Here is a 21674-nt window from a genome sequence, read left to right as displayed (position 1 = left end):
CGGTTTAAGCTAAATGAGACTTCCTTGCCTTTAGCAGGCCGACAGCGATGAACTGTTGCCTAATTACGTAAGATCGAGGGCCCTTTGTGATCTGGAGGTGGTTCGGATCAACGCCGATCTCGTGCAATATCAAGCAGTGGTACAACAGGGCAAGCGCTTCGCTATACATTTCCAGCTTGCGCACAAAGCTGAGATAGGAATCGTCCTTCTCGCCGCCAAAATGGGAAATCAGGTTGCGCAGACGTGCGCACTCGTCCGCGAATTTGTTGACGGCCTTTCGATCGAACTCCAGCGGAAGTGACCTAACGATGGAGCTTATGCGATCGGCCAAGGATGGTTCATGGGCATGTTTCAGCTTGCCTTTGAGCCATTTCCTATCCTTGCTATTGCTGACCTGCTCAAGAATGCGATCGAGCTTCGCTGAGAGCGATTCTGCTGCAGCTTGAGGGTCATCATTCTTTCGATGAAAAGCTTCCATGCCCCAGACGAGGTTGACGAAGCGGTGTTCGGGATACAGGTCGTTTCGTCGCAACGTGCCGAGGTAGAGATAGATACCTGGGCCAAGACGTTCACGCAGATGCACCCATTGCCGCCAGAGTGCGCCGAATTTTGTGCGTATCTGCGGGAACGTCGTCCAACATTCACTCCAATTAATAGGTCGCTCATACCCCGGCGGACCTTGAAAGAGATACCACTGGCAAGGTGGACCCTGCCGCAATTTTAAAATCGGATGCGGCAGGCTGAAATTGCTCCCCGTGAGGAGGATGAGGAAATCGTTCAACAGGCCGAAAACATCAGACTGCTGTTCCACAAGCTGCGCGGGCCTATGAGGGGTGTGGATAAGCGACACCTGGTCACTCAAAGATACGACTTGCGTGCTACGTTTGATACCAGGCTGGAATTTGATTTGGAGAGTCTCATCGTCAAGTTTGTAGAGCGCATTCTTGCGATTGGTGTACGTCGCGCGCGTCGTGTTTTTCGTTAGCTTTACCTTGATCGGTTCCGATTGAAGCCATTGATGGAGACCTGCGAGGTCGATGGTCATTGAGCTGACTTCGGGACGAACGCCAGCTGGAAACGGGGCGTCGGCCATCAAGCACTCGAAGGCCATGAAATTTAGGGTAGACGGCCCGGCGGTCCGGAATTGAGCGCCATCCCGAAGAAATTCAACGAGCAGGACCCGTTTTCCCGACGATGTGAGAATGCCCTGAATAGGCTTGTCGATCTTCTCACCCTGACGTTCCATTACCGCTTCCAATGCGCTCCCAAGCCCCCGTAACGGCCCGTCGAGCTCGAGCCGGATATGATCGGCTTCGATCGTAAGGTGACCTGCGACAGCGGATGGCGGCGCAGACTGTCCGTCTGGGAGCGGGTCTTCGTTCAGCCAAAAAAGACCGCGCGACTGCACAATTGGCGCTGGCTTCAAATTGATTGCCCCTGCAAATTCACAACCGCAGAATCGTAGCTCAATCACAAGGCGCGCGAAAGCAGTCCCGATGGGTGATCTCGGCTACAAATAAGGAAGGAACGCCGCCCGGCAGAGCGCCTGATCCTTCCCTCGGCTGCTGGCGGCTGTCTGGACGAATTAGGCCGGCCGCTTGCCGAACACCTTGCGGCGTTCGCCCGGTGATCCGGGCAGAAGAGGGTGGTGCTGGTCGTCGTTCCGTTCTCGCGTAGCCAGGACTCCGGCGCTGCAGGCGACCAGCGCCTGGATCACCAGGGCGCCGGCGACGAGGGCACTCCCGGGCACAGCGAGATACAGCACGATCGCTGGAGCGACAATGACGGCCAGTCCAATGACGAAGGCAAACCGACGGTTCATCTGCAATAACTCCACGCAGGTCTGAATCCTCTAATTTAGACATTCCCGCCATAGGTGAAAAGAGTCTCGCGACTCACATTTGGTTGAATCTCGAAGAAGGGTGGTCAAATCGGGACAGCGGGGCACGCCGGAATTTGCCTACGCCAAAAGCCCGCGAGGGGGCTTGGCAATCGGTTGCAAATCATGGAATCTGTCCGTTGGGCCTGAAAACCCGGACCTGAGAAGCTTCCGACCCGTTTGGCGACGGATTGAAGCTTGCACCTTCAAGCCTTTGGCGAGGCTTTCGGTGCACGATGCGCCTTGGCGGGCGCGTCAACCTGGCTGTGTGCTTAACACGGCCGGGGTGGCGCAGCAATGCCTTGGGCCGCCAAGCCTTGGGCTGATGTCCAGGGCGAAAGCCTAAAGGCTGCGTCGCGTGTCTCTCAGGCACGTTTTCAGACCCCGGCTGCGCGCCGATCGCGCCTAACCGGCCCTGAAAAGCCAAGACTGAGAGCGCTCCGAAAATGACAAACACCAGCTGCGCATCGCCCTGCGCATCGCCGCCTGACGGCGATCGATTTTCTCCACCGGCCTCTATTCCGACAAGCCCGGCGCCCGCATGCCTGCCGTCCGATGCTTCGATCGAACCGACCCGAGCCATCGAGAATTGTAAGCCGGGCGCCGAGGGCGCCGCTGTGTTGAGTAGGAGATCCCTAATGAATTTTATCACGACGACCGCGATTGCCACAGCCGTACCGACCGCTGCTGCCCCCGCGATGATGTTGGATGATCGGCATCCCACCCCTGATCCCATTATCGCGCTCGTGAGCGAATTGATCGAGACGGAGCGGTTGCTGGTGTCGATCGAGGAGCGTCGCACCAAGGCCGAACGGATCCTGAACCGTTGGGAGCGACGGAATCGCAAGCCCGCAATGCGGGACGCAATAGTCCTCGGCAGTAACGCGGAATATGCGCACTGGTTCAATCAATGGGTCGAAGCCGACAGCGACGAGGCCAAGGAGAGACTTCGGCTGAGCGATCCAAATCGGGATCGAAAGCTGGCGATGAGCGAGCTTGAGCAAGCGAGAAGCATATGGAAATGCAGAAGAGAGAACGCGGCGCGGCAACTTGAGCTCGACGACATTCTCGACACGCAGCTGAAGACCCATAACCGTGTCGAGGAGATCGTTGCAGAGCTGGCCGATTTTCGGCCCGTTTCTTTTGAGGGCCTGGCGGCGAAGGCGCGCGTGGCTCGGGAGCTGATCCCGCGCAAAGAAAACTGGAGCGATGATTTGAAATTTGCTCTGACATTCGACATCGGCGCGATGGCCGGCGAGCTGGAGGAGTGTTCAAGTCTTGCAGCCTGAAAAAGCCTGGCCTGGGAAATTCTCACATCCTCCCGAGGTGGCCGCTCGCAGGCTTGAATGGCTCGCTCTCTAAGAGCATACTTCGGGGGTTGAAATTCAGCAGACTGAGCTGCCTTCATAAAGAAGAAACCCGCCGGTTGCTTCGGCGGGTTTCTCTTACTCGAAAGGGCGGTGGCAAGGGCGCGTCGAATGAGAACCCCGCAATCCCGCATTGATGAGCTTGTACAGAGGCCGGCCGAAGGTCTTCCAGTTGAAATCAAGACGTGGATCGACCCGACTTCGCCTGAGGGGATAGCAAAGATTGCGCGGAGCTGTTTGGCAATGCGCAACCAGAATGGCGGTTTTCTGATCGTCGGGCTGAACGATCGAACGCTGCAACCGGACGTGGCCGGCAAGCCTGCTAACTCCCGCGATACCTTTCACGTCGACAAGATCCAACAGATCGTATCTCGCTTCGCGCATGACGCGTTCGAGATCGAGGTCGGCTACGGCGTCCGAGACGGAATCGACCTCCCGGTCATTGCGATCCCGCCCGGCATTCAATACCCGGTCGCTTCGAAGGCCGACCTGGCTGGAAATGATGGAAAGAAGCTTGTTCGCTTTGGCGATGTCTACTGCCGAACGCTTAATTCAAACGGCCGCGTTAGCACGGCGGTGGCTCAGCCGAACGACTGGCGCGATATTTTCGACCGATGTTTCGATAATCGCGAAGCCGACATTGGAGCGTTCCTGCGCCGTCACCTGGGACCTTCCGCAGAAAAGCTTCTGACGTTCGGCACTCAGCCACGTCAGAACGCTCAGACCGGCACGCTTGCCCTTCTCGACGAAGGAAGGAGCTATTTTGAGCAGGCTTCAGCCGATCTGAAGGGACAGGCGGCCGTTTTTGCTAAAAACGGCGCCAAGTTTGAAGTCGCGCTGGTTATCGATCCGGTCAAGCAGCATGAGCTTCCAACACTGACGTTTCGTCATACAGTGTCTTCCGCGAATCCTAATCTAACAGGATGGCCGATCTGGCTGGATTCCAGCAGCTTTGCCGATGAGAAGCTGAGGCCGGTTGTTCGGGATGGTAGGTGGGAAGCCCTGATTATCGCGATGGACCATTTTGATTTCGAAGTGTTCGATCCGAACGGCCGCTTTTATCTGCTGCGCGTTTTGCAAGACGACATCAGTAAGAATGCGCCGCCCGCGGGGACGGCTCTCGATCCCATCCTTACAATTCTTCGCGTCGCTGAGAGCATTGCCGTTGGATTGTCGTTTGCGCGCTCCTTGGGCTGGAGTCTGAACGAAACGACGCTTGGCTTTGCATTCCGCTGGACGGGCCTGGCGGGCCGCCAACTGCAGCCATGGGCCAATCCGGATGTGCTCATCAGTTCCTGGGACAAGACCGGATCGGAAGCTGTTGTGAGCTACGTTGAAGTGCCGGCGGATACGCCGCTGACTGCGATCACCCCGGCGGTCGAGACAGTCGTTCGCAACCTGTTTGTCCAATTTGGCGGGTACCAGTTTCCGACGGCTTCAATCGAAGGCTGGGTGCGCAGGCTCATCGAGCGGCGGCTTTAAGCCGCGCATCGTGGGAGATTGGGCCGGACTGGGAGCTTGCAAAAATTGCACGCGCTGCTGCCATACTGCCCATGGGACGTGGTGGCGGGGCAGGGGATTTGCGAGGGTTTGCGAGGCCTTGCCGCTTGCTGGCGAGGAAAGGGAGCGGCTCACGTTTATCCCCCATAAACCAAGACCGGCGCGGTTGCGTCGAGGCGCAAATCAGTGCATCCTTGGCGATGCGTTCTGAGAAAATTCGACCAGAAAGGGGACCGGAGTGAGCAACCGGGCCTCTCGGATAGCCCCAGCGACGCAACCAACAAATCGCGAGGAGCCCGAGATGTTGGCCTATATATGGACAAAAAGTATTTTGCCGGAGCCGTAGCAAAGGTCACGGGATCTCCTCTGGAGACCTTGCGTTCTTGGTGCAATCGAAACGGGCTTCTCCGCGCCGGTCTTTCGCGCCACGGTTGGCGACGCTTCTCGGTGGCCGATGTCTGCGCCGTTCAGCTCGTCGCCAAGTTAACCGCGATGGGTCTTTCCGCGCAAAGAGCCGTCGACGCGGCATCCATGGCCCTTCCCATCCTTGAGCACCGAGTGAGCGGCACGCTGCCAGCCTACTTGCTCGTATCAGCTGAGGGCGGCGCCGCGGTGCAGGTTGTCAGCGCGGATGATCTGACCGAACTTTGCCGCCTATTTGATGATCAGGCGCATGATGCAATCGTCGTTTGTCTGGACTGCGCGAGATTGTTCGCTCCAGTTTTAGATCGCCTCGACGAGCGTTCGCCGGGCGATGTCGCCGGCGGCGGGAGGGCATGATGTCGCGCCCTGTCGCAAATCCTGGTTGCGGCTGGCCCCTGGAGATGCGGGCCGAGACTGCAGCAGCGTATGTCGATGAGCCCTCGGTGGATGCATTCCTTTCCAAGGTCGCAAGCGGCTTGTATTCACAGCCGTCGCGAGTGAAGGGCGCGCTCCCTAAGTGGCACCGCGCCAAGCTCGACCACGATGTAGCGCGTCGACACGGTCTGCGTTGCGACGCGCCGGCTCTGGCAGAAAACGCGGAGGATCTTGTCTGATGCCCCGCAGCAAGCCCGCCGGCTGGCCCGACCTGATGACGGCGAAGCGCCTCGCAAGCGGCGCGACCGCCTATTATTGGGCGCCGCCGACGCGAGCGAGGCGATCGGGCTGCCCCGTGCTTCCCGAGGCCCTGGGGACCGATTACGGCATAGCTAAGCGCAAGTGCGACGACGTGCTCAATCCGCACTACAGGGCCTGGCTGACGCATGGCGAAGCCGATCTCGCGTCGCCGCGGGCGCCATCAGGAACTTGGGACTGGATGGTCGGGATCTACAAGCAATCCCCGAAGTACAAGAGCAAGGGCGCCGAAACCCGGTCATCGTATGATCGGATGCTGGCGCTCGTCTCGAAATATGTGCTGAAGGACGGGCGTCTGTTCGGAACACTCGCCTTGGCGTCGATCACGCCGGGGACTGCCGATAAGCTGTTCGAGAAGCTCCAGGCGAACCCCAAGGGCGGGACGCGGACGCGCACGGCCGTGCTGGCGATGCGTGTGTGCCAGCGCGCGTGGGGCGTCTCAAGGCGCTCTGAGCCTCGCCTGGTGCCGTCTGAGAACCCATTCCAGAAGATGGGGCTCAGCTACAAGGCCAAGCCCACGCGACTGTTCCAGCACGACGACCTGGTCAGATTCGTCACCAAGGCCGACGAGCTCGGTGAGCGGTCGGTTGGCACCGCGGCCATGATCGCGTTCTATTGGCTGCAGCGCGAGGTCGACATTATCGGCCGGCTGGCATGGTCGAATTACCGGCCGGCCGATGCGCCCCAGACCGCCAAGATCCATCACCACAAGACAGGCGAGATCGTCGACCTGCCGCTCTACGATGACGACGGAACGCCGCTTTGGCCCGAATTGATGTCTCGCCTGGACGCGGCAGATCGACACGGTTCCCTGATCGTTACCCGCGATGCCGTCGATCGGTTCAAGGGCACTAGGCTTCCGTGGAAAAAGCGACATTTTCTGCGCCACGTAGCGAAGATCAGAGCCGCGGCCGGCATCGACCCGGAAATCAAGTTCATGGGTCTTCGCCACGGCGGCAATGTCGAGGGTGCCGATGCCAACCTAACGGATGCGCAGCTGCGCGCGCTCAGCGGCCACAAGACCACCGCAGCGCTGCTTCGATACGCCCAGGCGACCACGCAACAGCGAAAATCTGGGGCGAGGATGAGACTGAACGCCAGAACGAAAGGTGCGCAAATATCGGAATGAGCATGTGACGCCATGTCGGAATGACAGGGCAAACACATGCTAAGTGATTGAAATTATGGTGAGCGCGGAGGGACTCGAACCCTCGACCCCATGATTAAAAGTCACGTGCTCTACCGCCTGAGCTACGCGCTCACTCACCTGAACATTGGATCCGGACGCATGCGATGAACCGCTCCGGATCGTGCTCCAGCCCGCGCTGTGTAGGGGGCAGGGCCCATCGGGTCAATAGCCGAGGGCTCGTCAATTGTGCACGGCTGCGGCGGATTTGCCTTTCCGCGGCGCGCGGTTAGGGCCGTTTCTTGAAGTAGATCTTGTTTGCGCATGATCTATCCGGAAAACCGCTGCGCACCTTTCCGGGTCGGGCGCTAGCTGTCGTGGCGGATTTCCGAGCCGACCGGCTGCTGCGGGGCGGCGACCGAGGGCAGGCTGACCGGGCGCAACCCGATCAGTTCCGCGGTGCGGATCGCGCTGTTGCGCCAGAACGCGAACTCGTTGATCCGCGAATTCTCCAGGATCGCGATCGAAACCGCGGCGAGGAATGGCAGGCTTTGCAGCACCAGCACGCCGGCGAAGATGTAGATCTCGCGCACCTGCTTGAAGCCGTTGGTCACGATCAGCACGATTGCGCCGATCAGCAGCAGCACGCCGATCACCGCTTCCCAGAACGCCTGGAATTCGATCGACATCCGCGACAGGCCGCCCTTGGAGGTGCGGGCGAAGGCGAGGTGCTCGGTGATCAGGCCCTGTGCCACCGCGCGCGACACCGTCCACTGCACGCTCATCGCCGCGATCATGGCGCCCAGCATCTGGCCGGCCTTGATGTTCACCCGCAGCCGGTAGAGCGCGACAAAGTGCACCAGCGAGACGATGAAGGAGGCGATGATCGGCAAGGTCAGGATCTTGTCGGGGATCGCGATGTCGGCGAAGGCGACGATCGGCACCCAGATCAGGTTGAGGATCGCGACCACGACGCCGAGGCTTTCGGCCCCGAGCCAGTTGAGCCAGCCGAGCGAGAATTCGCGGCGCTGGTCCGGCGTCAGCCGGCTCGCGCCGGGCAGGAAGCGCCGCCAGTGCTTCTTGACAATCTGGAAGCCGCCATAGGCCCAGCGATGGCGCTGCTTCTTGAAGGCCTCGTAGGTGTCGGGCAGCAGGCCTTCGCCGTACCGCACATTGGTGTAGTGCGTGAGCCAGCCTGCCTGCTGGATCGAGAGGCCGAGATCGGTGTCCTCGCAGATCGTGTCGGAGGACCAGCCGCCAACCTTGTCCATCGCAGCGCGGCGGATCAGGCACATCGTGCCGTGCACGATGATGGCGTTGAACTCGTTGCGCTGGACCATGCCGATGTCGAAGAACCCGGCATATTCGCCGTTCATGATGTAGTGCATCACCGAGCGGTCGCCGTCGCGATGCTCCTGCGGCGCCTGCACCAGGCCGACGCGCGGATCTGCGAACGCCGGCACAAGGTCCTTCAGCCAGTCCGGATGCACGACATAGTCGGCGTCGATGATGCCGATGATCTCGGCATCGGCCGCGGTGCGGTCCATCGCGATGCGCAGCGCGCCGGCCTTGAAGCCCTGCACCTTCTCGGCATTGATGAACTTGAAGCGCTCGCCGAGCAGCCGGCAGTGATCCTGGATCGGCCGCCAGAAGTCGGGATCGGGCGTGTTGTTGATGATGCAGACGCACTCGAAGTTCGGATAGTCGAGCCGCGACACCGCATCGAGGGTCTGCTTCAGCATCTCGACCGGCTCAAAGTAAGCCGGGATGTGGATCGAGACCTTCGGGAACGTGACGTCCTCGCCGATCGTGGCCGGCGCCAGCGGCGCGCTCTTGCCGATCAGCCGGCGCGGGCCGTGGCCGAACGCCACCGCCGCGATCTCCTCGATCCGCGCCATCGCGATAAGTACGAGGGGAACAAGGAGCACCAGGCCGAGGCTGAGCGCGAAGGCTGAGCCCCAGACGAAATAGTGCGTGGTCCAGTAGGAGAATACGGTCGCAACCCAGGCGCCGACGCCATTGGCCGCGGCCGACAGCAGCAGCGCCTGCATCACGGTCGGCTGGTCCAGCCGCAGGATCGGCAGCGACATGAACAGGCCAACCAGCACCGCGACCAGCGCGATCTTCCAGTAGTTCGGATCGGTGACCGGTCCGGTCCAGGCGAACTTCGCCTCGCGGTCGGCATTGAGGATGCCCCAATAGGGACCGACGCCGCCTTCGAAGAACTTCCAGGGCTGATCGATGGCTTCGACGATGTTGTAGTCCATGCCGATGGCTTCGGCGCGGGTGACGAAGTTGCGCAGCACGGTGGCCTGCTGGAATGCGCCCGGCTCGGCGTTGCGCAGATTGTAGCCCTGGCTCGGCCAGCCGAATTCGGCGATCAGGATGCGCTTGCCGGGGAAGGAGTCGCGCAACAGATTGTAGCGATCGACCGCCTGATCCACCGCCTGCTTGTCGGTGAAGTTTTCCCAGTAGGGCAGCACGTGGGCGGCGATGAAGTCGGACGAGTTGGCGAGCTGCGGATGATCGCGCCAGATGTTCCAGATTTCGCCGGTCGTGACGGGAACGTTGACCGACTTCTTGACCCGCTGAATCACCCTGATCAACCGGTGCACGTTGTTTTCGGCAACCGCCCATTTGACGGCTTCGGCGCGCTTGTCCTCAGGCTGCGTCTCCGCGTCGTGAAGGCGCTGTGCTTCCTCGCGCAGGATCCGCTCGGAGTCCTCAGGCGACAAGCCGATCTCCGGAACCGTGCCAAGGTTTTCGAGCGGGACCTGCTCGCCGCGGAACACGGTTTCGTTGCCGACCACGATGCCGATGACGTTGCTGCTGCGCTTGGCAAGATTGATCGCGGCGTCGAGCTCGCGATTGTTGCGGTTGGCGTCCTTGTCGATCCACGCGCCGACCGTGACCTTCATGCCGAACTCGGCGGCAACCGGAGGCACCAGTTCGTTGCCTTCGGTCGACGAATAGAGGCGGACCGCTTTCGTGAGCGTGGAGAGCTTTCTGAGGTCGGTGCGCACCTTCTCGGTGTCGGCAGCAACGTCAGCGACGGTGTGCCCTGACTCGAATGGGGCGTAGGACAGGCTCGGCAGCGTGCCACGGAAATCGGGCGCCGACTGCTTCTCCTGGAAGAGACCCCACAGGGCGGCGTGGGCGGCGGTGACAAGCAACAGGACGGCGACGACGGCGCGCATCGCGGTTAAACCATACGGGGCCTGAGAGTGAGGACTAAGCGAACCCGTCCCCTGGGTTCGACCAACATGACGGCGGAGGCAAAGATATCTCCGCCATCCGATTTAACAACTGGTGTGCCGCGATGGCGTTTTAAGGGCGCAAGCCGTTCCAGTCGCGAAAAAATCGCGACCGGCGCCGGGCGTGCGGGCGGCGCTATTTCGACGCCGGTGCGGGTGTGGCCGACGCGGTCGGTGCAGGCGAGGGCGAGGCCGCCGGCGCGGGCGCGGCGTTGCCTGCCGTCGACGGTGCCGGGCTCGGCGCTGCGGCAGCCGCCGCGGCCTGCGGCTGCGCGCCCGGGTTGATCCAGCAGGCGTGGATGCGGCCGTCGAGGCTGCCGCGCACCTTGTCGTCGATCTGGGCGCCGAACCGGGTCAGGCAGCGGAACGCGGCCTGGACGTGGCCGCCGGGGCAGCCGAACCGGTCATAGAGGTCGAGGTGGCGGAACGCGGTGTCGAGGTCGTCGTTCCACATCAGGCGGACCACGCGGCGGCCGAGCCAGACGCATTCCGGGTTGCCCGCGGGGCCATTGATGGCCTGTTGAGCCTCGCCGAACTCCTCGACCTTGCGCTGATTGGCCTCCCGCGCGGCATTGGCGTTCGCATCGGCCGGATTTCCGGGCTGCTGTTTGGCCTGATCCGGCGGATTGGGCGTGCCGCTCTGGGCGAAAGCGCCACCGGCTCCGGTGAGGAGGGCGAGACCGGCCACAAGGCCGGTTACGGCAAGGTGGCGCAAAGCAGTGTTCTTCAACTCAAGCAGCCGTCGACGCATGTATTCCCCGATAATGTTCCTGCCCCCGCGGGATCATCCTAACGGCTCGCGTGATGCCGTCCAAATAGGTCTCCAGTGCGGCGGAGACTCTGGCGGAGTCAGATGACTGGAATTTGGTATTTTGTCCAGCAAGCTCACAACTTTATCGATCCGGCGTGAAACTGTCGCAGGACAACCATGGTATTGACCTAATCCCGCTCTTGGCAGATGGGCTGTGACCGGCTAATTCGACGGTCCCCGGAGGATGGAACCGATTTCGCTTCGTACGCCACTGGCGCTTCTCCTGATCTCGCTCGCCGTGATTGCTTCCGTGTGGTGGTGGCTCGCCACGCCGATTACGCTCGCGCGTGCGCCGATCGATCCTGCCGCAAAGTTGCAATGCGTGTCCTACACGCCGTTCCGCGGAGCCCAGACGCCTCTTGATCCTACGACACAAGTCCCGGTCGAGCAGATCGAGCAGGATCTGACCGATCTCGCCAAGGTCACCGATTGCGTGCGGACCTATTCGATCGAGAACGGCCTCGATCAGGTCCCCGGCGTTGCGGCCAAGGTCGGGCTGAAGGTGATGCAGGGCATCTGGCTCAGCAGCAACCGCTTCAAGAACCTGCAGCAGATCGCCATCGCCGTCCGCCTCGCCAAGGAATATCCCGGTGTCGTCACTTCGCTGATCGTCGGCAACGAGGTGCTGCTGCGCGGCGAGATGACGGCCGCCGACCTCGCGGGCAACATCCGCGCGGTGAAGGCTTCGGCCGGCAATATCCCGGTCACCTATGCCGATGTCTGGGAATACTGGGTGAAGAACCGCGAGATCTACGACGCGGTCGATTTCATCACCATTCACATCCTGCCGTATTGGGAGGACGTCCCGATCAAGGCCAAATACGCCGCGGCGCATGTCGACGATATCCGCAAGCGGATGGCGGTGACGTTCCCCGGCAAGGAGATCCTGATCGGCGAGACCGGCTGGCCGAGCCAGGGACGGATGCGGGAGGGCGCACTGCCGTCGCGCACCAACCAGGCGCGGGTGGTGTCCGAGATCCTCGACCTCGCCAAGCGCGAGGGCTTTCGCGTCAACCTGATCGAGGCCTATGACCAGCCCTGGAAGCGCAAGCTCGAGGGCACCGTCGGCGGCAATTGGGGCCTGTTCGATTCGATCAAGCGGGAGGTGAAGTATCCGCCGGGCGTTGCGATCAGCAACTATCCCGACTGGAAGCTGCAAATGGCCGGCGGCATGGCGCTGTCGGTCGTCACCTTCCTGGTCGCCTGGCTGACGCTGCGCCGCCGGCCCTGGACGCCGCGGCCGTCGGCCTGGATCGCGGTCGGCATTTCGGCGACCACGGCGGGGACGCTGCTCGGGATCGCCGGCGACAAGATGTATTACGAGAGCTACGGCGTTGCCGGCTGGCTGCATTGGGGCGTGCTGCTTGCGGCAGGCATTGCCGCGCCGCTATTGACCGCGCATGGGCTGATTGCGGGGCGCTCGCTGCCGACCTTCCTCGAACTGGTCGGGCCGCGCGACTATCGCGGCAAGGGCATGTTCGGCGCGGTGCTGGCGATCGTGCTGGCCGCGACCACCGTGATCGCGGCCGAAACCGCGCTCGGCTTCGCCTTCGATCCGCGCTACCGCGATTTCCCCTATGCCTCGCTGACCATGGCCGTGGTGCCGTTCGCGCTGCTGACCATGCTCAACCGTCCGAAGGAGGGCACCCGGCCGATCGCGGAGTCCGTGTTCGCCGGTCTGCTGACGATCGCCGCCGCCTACACCATCTTTAACGAGGGCGCCATCAACTGGCAGTCGGACTGGACCTGCGTGATGTTCCTGCTGCTGGCCGCTACGCTGTGGCGGGCGCGGGCCGCGCAAAACCCAGGATAAACAGCCCGATCGCCAGCCCCGACAGCACGACGTTGTAGAGCACGATGCCGAGCCCTGCGGCGATCAGGCCGGCGGTGAGCAGCACGATCGACGGCCGCGTCAGGTTCAGCACGGCGATCACCAGCGCCGTGATCCCGAACACCGAGTTCTTGAACAGCACGGTCGAGAGCGCGCGCGCCTTGCAGAGCATGGTCTGCGCGCCCGCGTCGCAGGCCAGCGCGACCGGCGAGAACTCGATGGCCAGATAGCGCACATACAGCGCGTAGCCGACGGTGAGGAAGCCCACGACCATCAGGAACTGGACCTGATAGGGGGAGAGGCGGAACGGAGGTTTGGTCATGCGGGCACTATGGTCGGGAAAGGGGGCGGGGACAAGGCTCGGTGTGAGCCGCCATATCGGTTGAGAATTTGGCCGCAATCCATTGGCCTGACAGGATCATTGGTTGTTGCGCCGGAATATCGAGGAGATCGTCGAAGGCTCCGGCTTCTTGTCCTCGGCAACAGCCTGCTGCGGCGGCGCGGCCGCGCGCTTCGGCACGAACCGGCGGTGCGGCAAGGCCGGCTTGGCTGCGGCGGGCGGCTCGTTCAAGGCCAGCCGCTGGCCGTCATAGACCGCGGTCTCGCAAGTCCGCTGGACCAGGCTGAGGCCGGCGCAGATCTTGGCGGCGGTGCCGGCGTCGTTCAGCGGTCCGGCGACGAGGTGCAACTGCATGCCGAGCCCGTTGCCGTTCTCCTTGATCACGATGATCGGTTTCAGCGCGGCCAGCGGCGCGTTGGCCTTGGACTTCAGCAGGCCGCGCCACAGCGCGCGCAGTCCGTTGACCGAATTCGCGGTGCCGAGGTCGACACCGAACTCGGTGCGCTGGATCTGCGCCTTCGGCGCGTCCGCCTCGTCCTCCGCGTCGTCGTCGGGATCCGCCTTGATCACCGGTGGAGGATTCGGCGCCACGCCCACATCGTTCGCAGTCGGCGGCTTGGCCGCTTCGACGGGCTTGTTCGCGGCTGGATCGAGCGATGCCAGCTGAGGCTTATCGGTCAGCGGCTTATCAGCCAGCGGTTTGTCCGCAGCGACTTTGGTGTCGACTGCGGCGGACACAGCGGTGGCGCTGATCGGACTGGCAACGGACGGAGCGGGCGGCCGAAGCCGGTGGCGCATTGTCGGAGACTGGCGGTTTTTCCGTAGTTGTCTGGGGCTTCGGCGCGATGGGCGCGGGTTTCTTGTCGGCGGCGGGCTTTTCAGCCGTCGCAACGGGCTTCTCGATCGCTGCAGGCGGCTTGCTGTCGGCAAGTGCCGGGACCTTGTCGGCCGTCGACGGCTTGTCCGGCGCAGCAGGAGGCGTCGTTGCGACGGCGGCGACGGCCGGTGCCGGGGCTGCTTGTGCCGAATTGGCTGGTGCAGGCGGCGTTGCCGGGGGCGATGGGGCTGGGGCCGTCGGCTGCCTGGCAATCGCGCCGGTCACGGAATCCAGGCCTTGCTCCAGCGTGGTGACGCGCGAATAGAGCCGGTCGCGATCGCCGTTGAGCGTATCGATCGCGGACGCCAGCCGGCGCGTCTCGTTGTGGCTTTCCTTGGCAAGCGTCTGCAACTGCTGGGCCTGGCGTGCGACGTCGGATGCGGCGATCTGATCGCGCTTCAGCGTCAACGCCGACTGATTGGCCATCACGGCGATGGTGACGGCGCCGACTGCGGCAACGCCCCAGGATCCGAGCCGCCACAGCATGCGGCGATCGAAAGCATCCTCCTCGGCCAAAAAGCCGGAGCTGCTCTCGGTGTCGAATTCCGCCGCCAGATTGTCGCGATCTTTGGCCAAAGCCCGCTTGGCCCTCCTCAAGGCCCGCCGAATCACGAGGCAAAGATTAACAGGAAATGGACCGGGAACTTGAATCCGGAGCGGCAAGAGAGGCGAATCGGTTTCCTCTGGCGGGGAAAACAATTTAAAGACGGCCTCGAACCAAGCTTGGCGCAGCGAACTGCGCGCGACATTGAGGATTGCGAATGACTGCGCGAACCAGCCTGACAGTGGTGCTTGCGGCCGGCGAGGGCACGCGGATGCGCTCGTCGCTGCCGAAGGTGCTGCACCCGGTGGCCGGGCAGTCGCTGCTGGCGCATGTGCTCAATGCTGCCGCCTCCGGCGAGGGATCGCAGCTCGCGGTCGTGATCGGCCCCGACCACGAGGCGGTCGCCGCCGAAGCCCGACGGGTGCGGCCCGACGCGCAGACCTTCGTGCAGCGCGAGCGGCTCGGCACCGCGCATGCGGTGCTGGCCGCGCGCGAGGCGATCGCCCGCGGTGCCGACGATCTCCTGATCGCGTTCGGCGACACGCCACTGATCTCGGCCGAGACCTTTGCGCGCATGCGTGCGCCGCTGCGCGGGGGTGCTGCGCTGGCGGTGCTCGGCTTCCATGCCGCCGACCCGACCGGCTACGGCCGCCTGGTGGTCGAGAACGGCAGACTGGTTGCGATCCGCGAGCAGGCCGATGCCAGCGCTGAAGAGCGCAAGATCACGCTGTGCAATGCCGGCGTGATGGCGTTCGGCGGCAAGACCGCCCTCGCGATCATCGAGAAGATCGGCAATGCCAACGCCAAGGGCGAATATTATCTGACCGATGCCGTCGGCATCGTCAGGGAACTCGGACTGGAGGCCGTCGTGATCGAAACCAGCGAAGACGAAGTGCGCGGCATCAACACCAAGGCGCAGCTCGCCGACGCCGAGGCCGTGATGCAGGCGCGGCTGCGCAAGCAGGCGCTCGAGGCCGGCGTGACCCTGATTGCGCCGGAGACCGTCTATCTCGCCGCCGACACCAAATTCGGCAAGGACGTCGTGATCGAGCCGTTCGTGGTGATCGGTCCGGGCGTTGCGATCGACGACGGCGCCGTGATCCATGCCTTCTCGCACATCGTCGAGGCAACGATCGGCAAGAAGGTGGAACTCGGACCCTACGCGCGGCTGCGGCCCGGCACCTCGCTCGGCGATGGCGTGAAGATCGGCAATTTCGTCGAGACCAAAGCTTCGAGACTGGAGGCCGGCGTCAAGGTCAATCACCTCTCCTATGTCGGCGATACTCATGTCGGCGCCAATTCGAACCTCGGCGCAGGCACCATCACCTGCAACTATGACGGCTTCCTCAAGCACAAGACGCTGATCGGCGAGGGCGCCTTCATCGGCACCAATACGTCGCTGGTCGCGCCGGTGACGATCGGCAAGGGCGCCTATATCGGTTCGGGCTCGGTCATCACCAAGGACGTCCCCGACGATGCGATGGCGGTCGAGCGTAGCGAACAGTCGATCCGCGAAGGCGGCGCGGCGCGCTACCGCGCGGCGAAGCTGAAGGCGAAGGCGGCGAAGGGAAAGTGATCTTCTCTCGACATATTTGTGAGCCTGTCTCAACGAATAGGTGTCGTCCCGGCGAAAGTCGGGGACCCATACTCCGCAGTGGAAGTTGGGGACAGGACTCGTCGTTCCGGCATCGTGAAGCAATGACCATCGGTGGTTATGGGTCCCGGCTTTCGCCGGGACGACACTGAATTTGTTGCGCCACTTGCGAGTCGCACATCCCTGCGCGCGCGGCTTGTCAGGTTGTTCGTCGGCCTGGTCAGGCCGCACGTGCAGACGGATCCGCGCCATAAAGCAGATCGTTCAGCATCCGACGTTCTTTCTCGATTCGTCGCCTGAGCAGCTCCCGCTCGTGTTCTGATTTCGCGGTATCGAGCAGGAATTGATAGTGGCTGATGACCTTTTCGCTCCCACGTATGAGCAGACGCTGCAGCTCTGTCATGGCCGGCCCTCTCCTGACTGCCCGACAATTTGCGCGTTCGCCGGTGGATCAAGGACAAGAGGCGGTATGTCGGCCGTCAACGCCTGCATCGCTGTCATCTCTTCAGAAAGACGTCGGTTGACGAAATCGCGTTCCAGGTCGGAAAGCTCGGTGCCGAGCAGCCGCCGATATCGGCCAACATTGGTGCGATGTGCACGCAGCCGTTCGAAGCGCTCATCGATCTGTTCTGATGCTCGCAGCCGATCTCTGTTGAACCTTGACCACCAGCGATCTTCAACCCTGTCGATGACTTGTTTCGGAAGCCTGATCTCGGTCATGGGGGCACTCCTATGCCGCGGCGACGTGGCGCTCGGTGGAGTGGAGCCGGGCCGGCCTTCCCCCTGGCGGTTCGCGCGGATCGTCAAGCGCGCGCAGCGCGTCGAGGATATCGCCGACTGGAACGGGCGATCTAAGTTCCGGAGGCGCGCGCAGAGCAGGATTGGATGCGACGGCGCAGGCATCCGAAGCCCAGGATGCCAGAATGCTTCTCTTCGCCGCCATCGTCAGGCAGGGATCGCGCAGCACATCGCGCGGATGTTCGTATTGCCTGCCTCTCGGCAGGCGAAATGCAAGGACATTGTCGACAGTCGCGGTCGTCGGCCGCATGGGTGCCTCCGTTCTTGAGACGAAACCAGAGATGAGGAGCCGCGCCCCAGCGGAGCGCGGCTTTGCGGATCGTTAGGCTGCCACGCCTTCCAACTGGCGCGGCGCCTTGCTTGGAGCTGCATTGATCGCAATTCGCCTCGGCTTCATGGCCTCCGGCACTTCACGGGCGAGCTCGATCTTGAGCAGGCCGTTATCGAACGACGCGCTCTTGACCTCGACATGATCGGCCAGACTGAACTGTCGTTTGAAGCGACGTGTCGAGATGCCCTGATAGATGTATTCACGCTCGCCCTTTTCGACCTTCGCGCCTTCGATGGTCAGAACGTTCTGCTCTGCCGTCACCGATATCTCGTCAGGTGCAAAGCCGGCGATCGCGAGCGCGATCTGGTACCGATCCTCCGCAAGCCGTTCGATATTATAGGGGGGATAATTGTCCTCGCCGGCGCGTTGGACGGTCTCAGCGAGGTCAAAGAGCCGATCAAAGCCAATGGCTGACCGGAACAGGGGAGAGAAGTCGTACGTGCGCATAGCCAAATCCTCCATAGAGCAAGATGGATATGAACGGCACCGGACACGACCGGTGCCCGTCTCGCCTGGGCCCGACTGGCGCCCAGGCGCTGGCCCGCAAGGGCCTAGCTAGCAAAAAATTAGAAAACCGGTTTCGGAAGTCAAGAAGTGTCGTGAAAAAAATTTGGCGTTCGCCAGTCGTGCGGAGAGCCACTGCTGGACCAGCCGGCGGGTTGGCAGTCGCGCCCCGGTCGGGGCGAGCCGGCGTTATTGAAGCCGCGGCCGCAGACGGGTCCGACATGGCGAGAGATAGCTCATAAGTCGGACGTCTTGAGGCTGCCATCAGCGGCAGGCTCAGCATCATCCGCAAGCGATCATCTGCAAAGCGCAGCGCCAGCCGAGCCGGCGTTCGGGCGAGTGGCCGACTTTGCAGCTTGAACTACGGGGAGCGGGATTTCACCAAACCAAGAGCCAAGCCACGCTTGCGATCAGGGTCACCAAGGACACCGCCGCGGTGCAGACAAAGGCGACTTCCACTCCGTCGATATGGTGGTGATTCGCCGGCATGTCGTCTCGTCCTAGATCGGCCCCCGTGGGCCTGATGACATCAGCCATTCCGTCAAATGAGCCGTGGTCTCATCGTGTCGCGCCTTCCTCAGCAATGCTTCTCGCTCTCGGCTGGGCGGGAGCTCCTTAGCCCGTTTGCGCAGCGCTTTGGCTTCCTGGGCGAGGCGCTCTTTAAGGGGCAAGATCTGCTTAACCCGGCGTCGCCGCTTCATGGCTCTCCTCTCTCCAATGCTGACGTTCGCTGCCCCAAAACAGCAAAAATCCCAACAGAGAGAAAAGTTCCGATGCCGTTCGCGTCACAGATGGACTTCCGCGCCGGCTGAACGCGATCGGGATTGCCGACAGGCTCAAGCCGCGCTCTTGGCCCGGGCAGGCACGCTGGTGTTTGGCTGGACCGGTCCAAGCAGGATGCGCTGCTGCATCTCGTCGAAGGCGAGATCGGCGTTCTTCTCCTGCGTGACCAGCGACAGCAGGATCGCGACCGCAAAGGACAGCGGCATGCTGATGATCGCCGGATTGCGCAGCGACACGAACCACCATTGATGCTCGATGGCAGCCAGCGGCTTGCCGAGAACGTCGACCTGGATGGTCGGCGACAGATAGATCAGCACCAGCGAGCTCAGCGTGCCGACCAGGATGCTCGCGACGGCCGCGGGCGTGGTGAAGCGGCGCCAGGTGATGGCGAGCACGAGCGAGGGGAAATTCGCGGCGCAGGCGATCGAGAACGCGAGCCCCGCCATGAAGGCGACGTTCTGGCCTTCGAACGCGATGCCGAGAATGATGGCCAGGATGGAGATCATGACGGTCGCGACGCGCGCGACCTTGAGCTGCTCCGCCTCCGAGGCGGTGCCGCTCCGGATCACATTGGTCCAGACGTCGTGGCAGAGCGTGGCGACGCCCGACAGCGTCAGGCCGGCGACGACGGCGAGCATGGTCGCGAACGCGACCGCGCAGATGAAGCCGAAGAACGCATTGCCGCCGACCGTGAGTGCGAGCAGGGGGGCCGCCATGTTGCCGCCGCCTCCGGCCTTTGCCACCGCCTCGGGACCGACCAGCACCATGGCGCCGAAGCCGATGATGAAGACCATGAGATGAAACACGCCGATCAGGCCGGTGGCATAGAGGATCGACAGCCGCGCGGCCTTGGCGTCCTTCACCGTGTAGGCCCGCATCAGCACGTGCGGCATCGCAGCGGTCCCGAACATCAGGCCGAGCCCGAGCGAAATCGCATCCCATTGGCCGGAGACCACCTTCGATCCCGGCTGCAGGACCCTGGTGCCGTATTTCTCGGCCGCCGCGGCGAACAGCTTCAGCGGGTTCATGTCGAAATGGGTCAACACCAGAAAGGCGAGCAGGATGCCGCCGCCCATCAGCAGCGCAGCCTTCACCACCTGCACCCAGGTCGTCGCCAGCATGCCGCCGAACAGCACATAGACCAGCATCATGCTGCCCACCACGACGACCGACCAGGTGTAGGGCAGACCGAACAGCAGCTTGATCAGCGATCCCGTCGCGACCATCTGGGCGATCAGGTAGAACAGAATCACGGCAAGGGTTCCGACGGCGCTGGCCACGCGCACCGGGCGCTGGCGCAGGCGATAGGCCACGACGTCGGCGAAGGTGAAACGGCCGACGTTGCGCAACGGCTCGACGATCAGGAACAGAATGATCGGCCAGCCGACCAGCCACCCGATCGAATAGACCATGCCGTCGAAACCGTTCGAGGTGACGATGCCGGCAATCCCGAGCAGCGCGGCGGCGCTCAGGAAGTCTCCAGCGAGGGCCCAGCCATTCTGCCATGCCGTGACTTGGCCGCCGGCGGCAAAGAAGTGCTCCGTGGTGCGCGTGCGCCGCGCAGCCCAATAGGTGATCGCCAGCGTCAATGCCATGAAGGCGAAGAAGAACCCGATCGAAAGCGTGCTGCTGCCCATCTTCTCTGCCTCTTCAGTGAAGGTTGCGGATGCCGGCGTCGAATACCCGGTTCGCCCACAGCACGTAGACCAGGCAGAGCACGAAGGACGAGATGATGACGAGCGGCCCGAGCACGATGCAAAGCGACAGGCCGGGCACCAGGATGGTGCCGAGCAACGGCTTGTCGAACGCGAACAGCGCCATGAAGCCGAAATAGATCGCGATCATTGCAGCGCTCAGAATGAGCGCGACGGTTAGCCGTCGCTTGGCAAGTCTGTTGGCAAGTGCAACGCCGCTCGGCACCGGATTGGCATTGCCGGGAATCATCGCGTTCATATCGGCCCCCTCAAACCTTCAGCGCGCAACGCGTTGCGCCAATCCGACAAGCTTCGGCCGGGCCCCGCTGGAAGGGAACTATGGATTTTTGCAATCTGCTGTGCGCGGCTGCGGCACGGCATCGGCCAGCGAGATCTGCATGTCGGGATCCTGCTTCAGGGTATTCTTCAGGAACGCGCGGACGGCGCGGATGCGCGGGGCAAATTGCAGGTCGCTGTGCACATTGAGCCAGACCTCGCGAGCGGTGCTGGCAAGGTCTGGCAGCACGGGGATGAGGTCGGGCCGGTCCCTGGTGGCAAAGCTCGGCAGCATTACGATGCCGAGGCCGCCCGCCGCCGCATTCATCTGCGCGATCATACTGTTGGAGTGGAAGGCGACCTTCGGCTCCTCGATGACGTCGGCGAGCCAGCGCACCGAGTCGACCTGGACCAGGTCCTCGATATAGGACACGAACCAATGCTCCCCGAGCTCGCGCAGGCTTGCCGGCATGCCATGACGGTCGAGATAGTCCCGGCTCGCGAACAGTCCGAGCCGAAACTTGCCGATGCGCTCCGAGATCAGGCCCGGACCGGGCGGCCGGAAGAACGACACGAACAGGTCGGCTTCGCGCTTGTGCACGTAGACCGTCTGGGCTGACGTGACGAGCTCGACGCAGAGTTGCGGCGCGGTGCGCCGCAGTTTGGCGAAGCGTTGTGCCAAATAGAGCGAGGCGATCCCCTCCATGGTGGCGAGCCGCACCGTCCCGGCGAGCTCCTGGGTGTCGCTGGCGCTGGCCTCCTCGCGAATGGCGATCACAGCGCTTTCGACCCGCTCGGCATGACGCAGCAATCGCTCGCCGACCTCGTTGAGCCTGAGCCCGGTGCGGTGACGTTCGAACACCGCAATGCCGAGCGACGCTTCCATCTGGGCGATGCGCCGGCTGACGGTGGAATGGTCCAGCCGCAGCCGCTTTGCTGTCTGGCTCAAATTCCCGGCGCGGGCGGCGCAGAGAAACACCCGCAAATCGTCCCAGTTGATCGTATCGAACATGACCTGCCTCCGGATTGCGGCTCTTCTCGGTAAAGCA

The 21674-nt window shown here is 62.7% G+C and carries 20 protein-coding genes and 1 tRNA gene; 6 read left to right on the top strand and 15 right to left on the bottom strand.

The genetic code is table 11. From position 1 onward, the window contains the following. Positions 1 to 4: 4 nt before the first annotated feature. On the bottom strand, positions 5 to 1408 hold the full coding sequence (locus ACVIW0_RS19500) for a HEPN domain-containing protein (RefSeq protein ID WP_461357373.1): 1404 nt from the start codon (positions 1406 to 1408) through the stop codon (positions 5 to 7). A gap of 177 nt (positions 1409 to 1585) precedes the next feature. After that, positions 1586 to 1822: a hypothetical protein gene (locus ACVIW0_RS19495; protein WP_461353787.1), complete on the bottom strand. Its 237-nt coding sequence runs from the start codon at positions 1820 to 1822 to the stop codon at positions 1586 to 1588. A 695-nt stretch (positions 1823 to 2517) separates the two neighbouring features. On the opposite strand from ACVIW0_RS19495, the gene ACVIW0_RS19490 reads away from it, so the two are divergent. The 4 genes from ACVIW0_RS19490 to ACVIW0_RS19475 all read left to right on the top strand — a co-directional run bounded on the left by ACVIW0_RS19490 (position 2518) and on the right by ACVIW0_RS19475 (position 6991). Further along, complete coding sequence (locus tag ACVIW0_RS19490; RefSeq protein ID WP_461353786.1) at positions 2518 to 3168, top strand: hypothetical protein; 651 nt, start codon at positions 2518 to 2520, stop codon at positions 3166 to 3168. A 321-nt stretch (positions 3169 to 3489) separates the two neighbouring features. Continuing rightward, positions 3490 to 4728, top strand: coding sequence for a hypothetical protein (locus ACVIW0_RS19485; RefSeq protein ID WP_461353785.1), 1239 nt, complete (start codon positions 3490 to 3492; stop codon positions 4726 to 4728). A gap of 333 nt (positions 4729 to 5061) precedes the next feature. Next, on the top strand, positions 5062 to 5526 hold the full coding sequence (locus tag ACVIW0_RS19480; RefSeq protein WP_461353784.1) for a MerR family transcriptional regulator: 465 nt from the start codon (positions 5062 to 5064) through the stop codon (positions 5524 to 5526). A 373-nt stretch (positions 5527 to 5899) separates the two neighbouring features. After that, positions 5900 to 6991 carry a hypothetical protein gene (locus ACVIW0_RS19475; protein WP_461353783.1) on the top strand — a complete coding sequence of 364 codons (1092 nt, stop codon included), beginning with the start codon at positions 5900 to 5902 and terminating at the stop codon, positions 6989 to 6991. Between the two features lie 56 nt (positions 6992 to 7047). Here ACVIW0_RS19475 and ACVIW0_RS19470 read toward each other — a convergent pair. The 3 genes from ACVIW0_RS19470 to ACVIW0_RS19460 all read right to left on the bottom strand — a co-directional run bounded on the left by ACVIW0_RS19470 (position 7048) and on the right by ACVIW0_RS19460 (position 10993). After that, positions 7048 to 7123 (bottom strand) — tRNA-Lys (locus ACVIW0_RS19470). 233 nt (positions 7124 to 7356) lie between these two features. Further along, positions 7357 to 10185, bottom strand: coding sequence for a glycosyltransferase (locus tag ACVIW0_RS19465; protein ID WP_461353782.1), 2829 nt, complete (start codon positions 10183 to 10185; stop codon positions 7357 to 7359). 193 nt (positions 10186 to 10378) lie between these two features. Further along, entirely contained in the window at positions 10379 to 10993 is a 615-nt protein-coding gene (locus tag ACVIW0_RS19460; protein ID WP_461353781.1) for a beta-1-3, beta-1-6-glucan biosynthesis protein, read from the bottom strand. Between the two features lie 244 nt (positions 10994 to 11237). Between ACVIW0_RS19460 and ACVIW0_RS19455 the strand changes: the two genes are divergently transcribed. Next, the gene (locus ACVIW0_RS19455; protein WP_461353780.1) at positions 11238 to 12866 is read left to right on the top strand and encodes a glycoside hydrolase family 17 protein; all 1629 of its coding nucleotides are present in this window, start codon (positions 11238 to 11240) and stop codon (positions 12864 to 12866) included. Here ACVIW0_RS19455 and ACVIW0_RS19450 read toward each other — a convergent pair. The 3 genes from ACVIW0_RS19450 to ACVIW0_RS19440 all read right to left on the bottom strand — a co-directional run bounded on the left by ACVIW0_RS19450 (position 12826) and on the right by ACVIW0_RS19440 (position 14677). Beyond that, positions 12826 to 13206, bottom strand: a complete 381-nt coding sequence (locus ACVIW0_RS19450; RefSeq protein WP_461353779.1) for a hypothetical protein — start codon at positions 13204 to 13206, stop codon at positions 12826 to 12828. The two genes, ACVIW0_RS19455 and ACVIW0_RS19450, sit on opposite strands and share 41 nt — an antisense overlap. A gap of 96 nt (positions 13207 to 13302) precedes the next feature. Further along, entirely contained in the window at positions 13303 to 13815 is a 513-nt protein-coding gene (locus ACVIW0_RS19445) for a hypothetical protein (RefSeq protein ID WP_461353778.1), read from the bottom strand. A gap of 97 nt (positions 13816 to 13912) precedes the next feature. Beyond that, positions 13913 to 14677: a hypothetical protein gene (locus tag ACVIW0_RS19440; protein WP_461353777.1), complete on the bottom strand. Its 765-nt coding sequence runs from the start codon at positions 14675 to 14677 to the stop codon at positions 13913 to 13915. 185 nt (positions 14678 to 14862) lie between these two features. Here ACVIW0_RS19440 and glmU point away from each other — a divergent pair, with 185 nt between their 5' ends. Then, positions 14863 to 16221 (top strand): bifunctional UDP-N-acetylglucosamine diphosphorylase/glucosamine-1-phosphate N-acetyltransferase GlmU, encoded by a 1359-nt coding sequence (glmU, locus tag ACVIW0_RS19435; RefSeq protein ID WP_461353776.1) that lies wholly within the window; start codon positions 14863 to 14865, stop codon positions 16219 to 16221. 238 nt (positions 16222 to 16459) lie between these two features. Here glmU and ACVIW0_RS19430 read toward each other — a convergent pair whose 3' ends face one another. From ACVIW0_RS19430 to ACVIW0_RS19400, 7 genes are all read right to left on the bottom strand, one after another. Continuing rightward, positions 16460 to 16642: a hypothetical protein gene (locus tag ACVIW0_RS19430; RefSeq protein WP_461353775.1), complete on the bottom strand. Its 183-nt coding sequence runs from the start codon at positions 16640 to 16642 to the stop codon at positions 16460 to 16462. After that, positions 16639 to 16959 (bottom strand): hypothetical protein, encoded by a 321-nt coding sequence (locus ACVIW0_RS19425; protein WP_461353774.1) that lies wholly within the window; start codon positions 16957 to 16959, stop codon positions 16639 to 16641. Before ACVIW0_RS19425 ends, ACVIW0_RS19430 begins: the two co-directional genes overlap by 4 nt. Positions 16960 to 16969: 10 nt before the next feature. Then, a complete protein-coding gene (locus ACVIW0_RS19420; protein WP_461353773.1) occupies positions 16970 to 17287 on the bottom strand; it encodes a hypothetical protein in 318 nt (105 codons plus the stop codon). A gap of 72 nt (positions 17288 to 17359) precedes the next feature. Continuing rightward, positions 17360 to 17815 carry an Hsp20 family protein gene (locus ACVIW0_RS19415; RefSeq protein WP_461353772.1) on the bottom strand — a complete coding sequence of 152 codons (456 nt, stop codon included), beginning with the start codon at positions 17813 to 17815 and terminating at the stop codon, positions 17360 to 17362. Positions 17816 to 18708: 893 nt separating this feature from the next. Continuing rightward, positions 18709 to 20292 carry a solute symporter family protein gene (locus ACVIW0_RS19410; RefSeq protein ID WP_461353771.1) on the bottom strand — a complete coding sequence of 528 codons (1584 nt, stop codon included), beginning with the start codon at positions 20290 to 20292 and terminating at the stop codon, positions 18709 to 18711. A 13-nt stretch (positions 20293 to 20305) separates the two neighbouring features. Beyond that, on the bottom strand, positions 20306 to 20608 hold the full coding sequence (locus ACVIW0_RS19405; RefSeq protein ID WP_461353770.1) for a DUF485 domain-containing protein: 303 nt from the start codon (positions 20606 to 20608) through the stop codon (positions 20306 to 20308). A 78-nt stretch (positions 20609 to 20686) separates the two neighbouring features. Beyond that, positions 20687 to 21637 (bottom strand): LysR family transcriptional regulator, encoded by a 951-nt coding sequence (locus tag ACVIW0_RS19400; RefSeq protein WP_461353769.1) that lies wholly within the window; start codon positions 21635 to 21637, stop codon positions 20687 to 20689. Between the last annotated feature and the right edge of the window lie 37 nt (positions 21638 to 21674).

This window comes from Bradyrhizobium sp. USDA 4454 (assembly GCF_054822705.1).
Note: the sequence above shows the minus strand (reverse complement) of the source record. Positions and strands in the feature narration are given on the sequence as shown.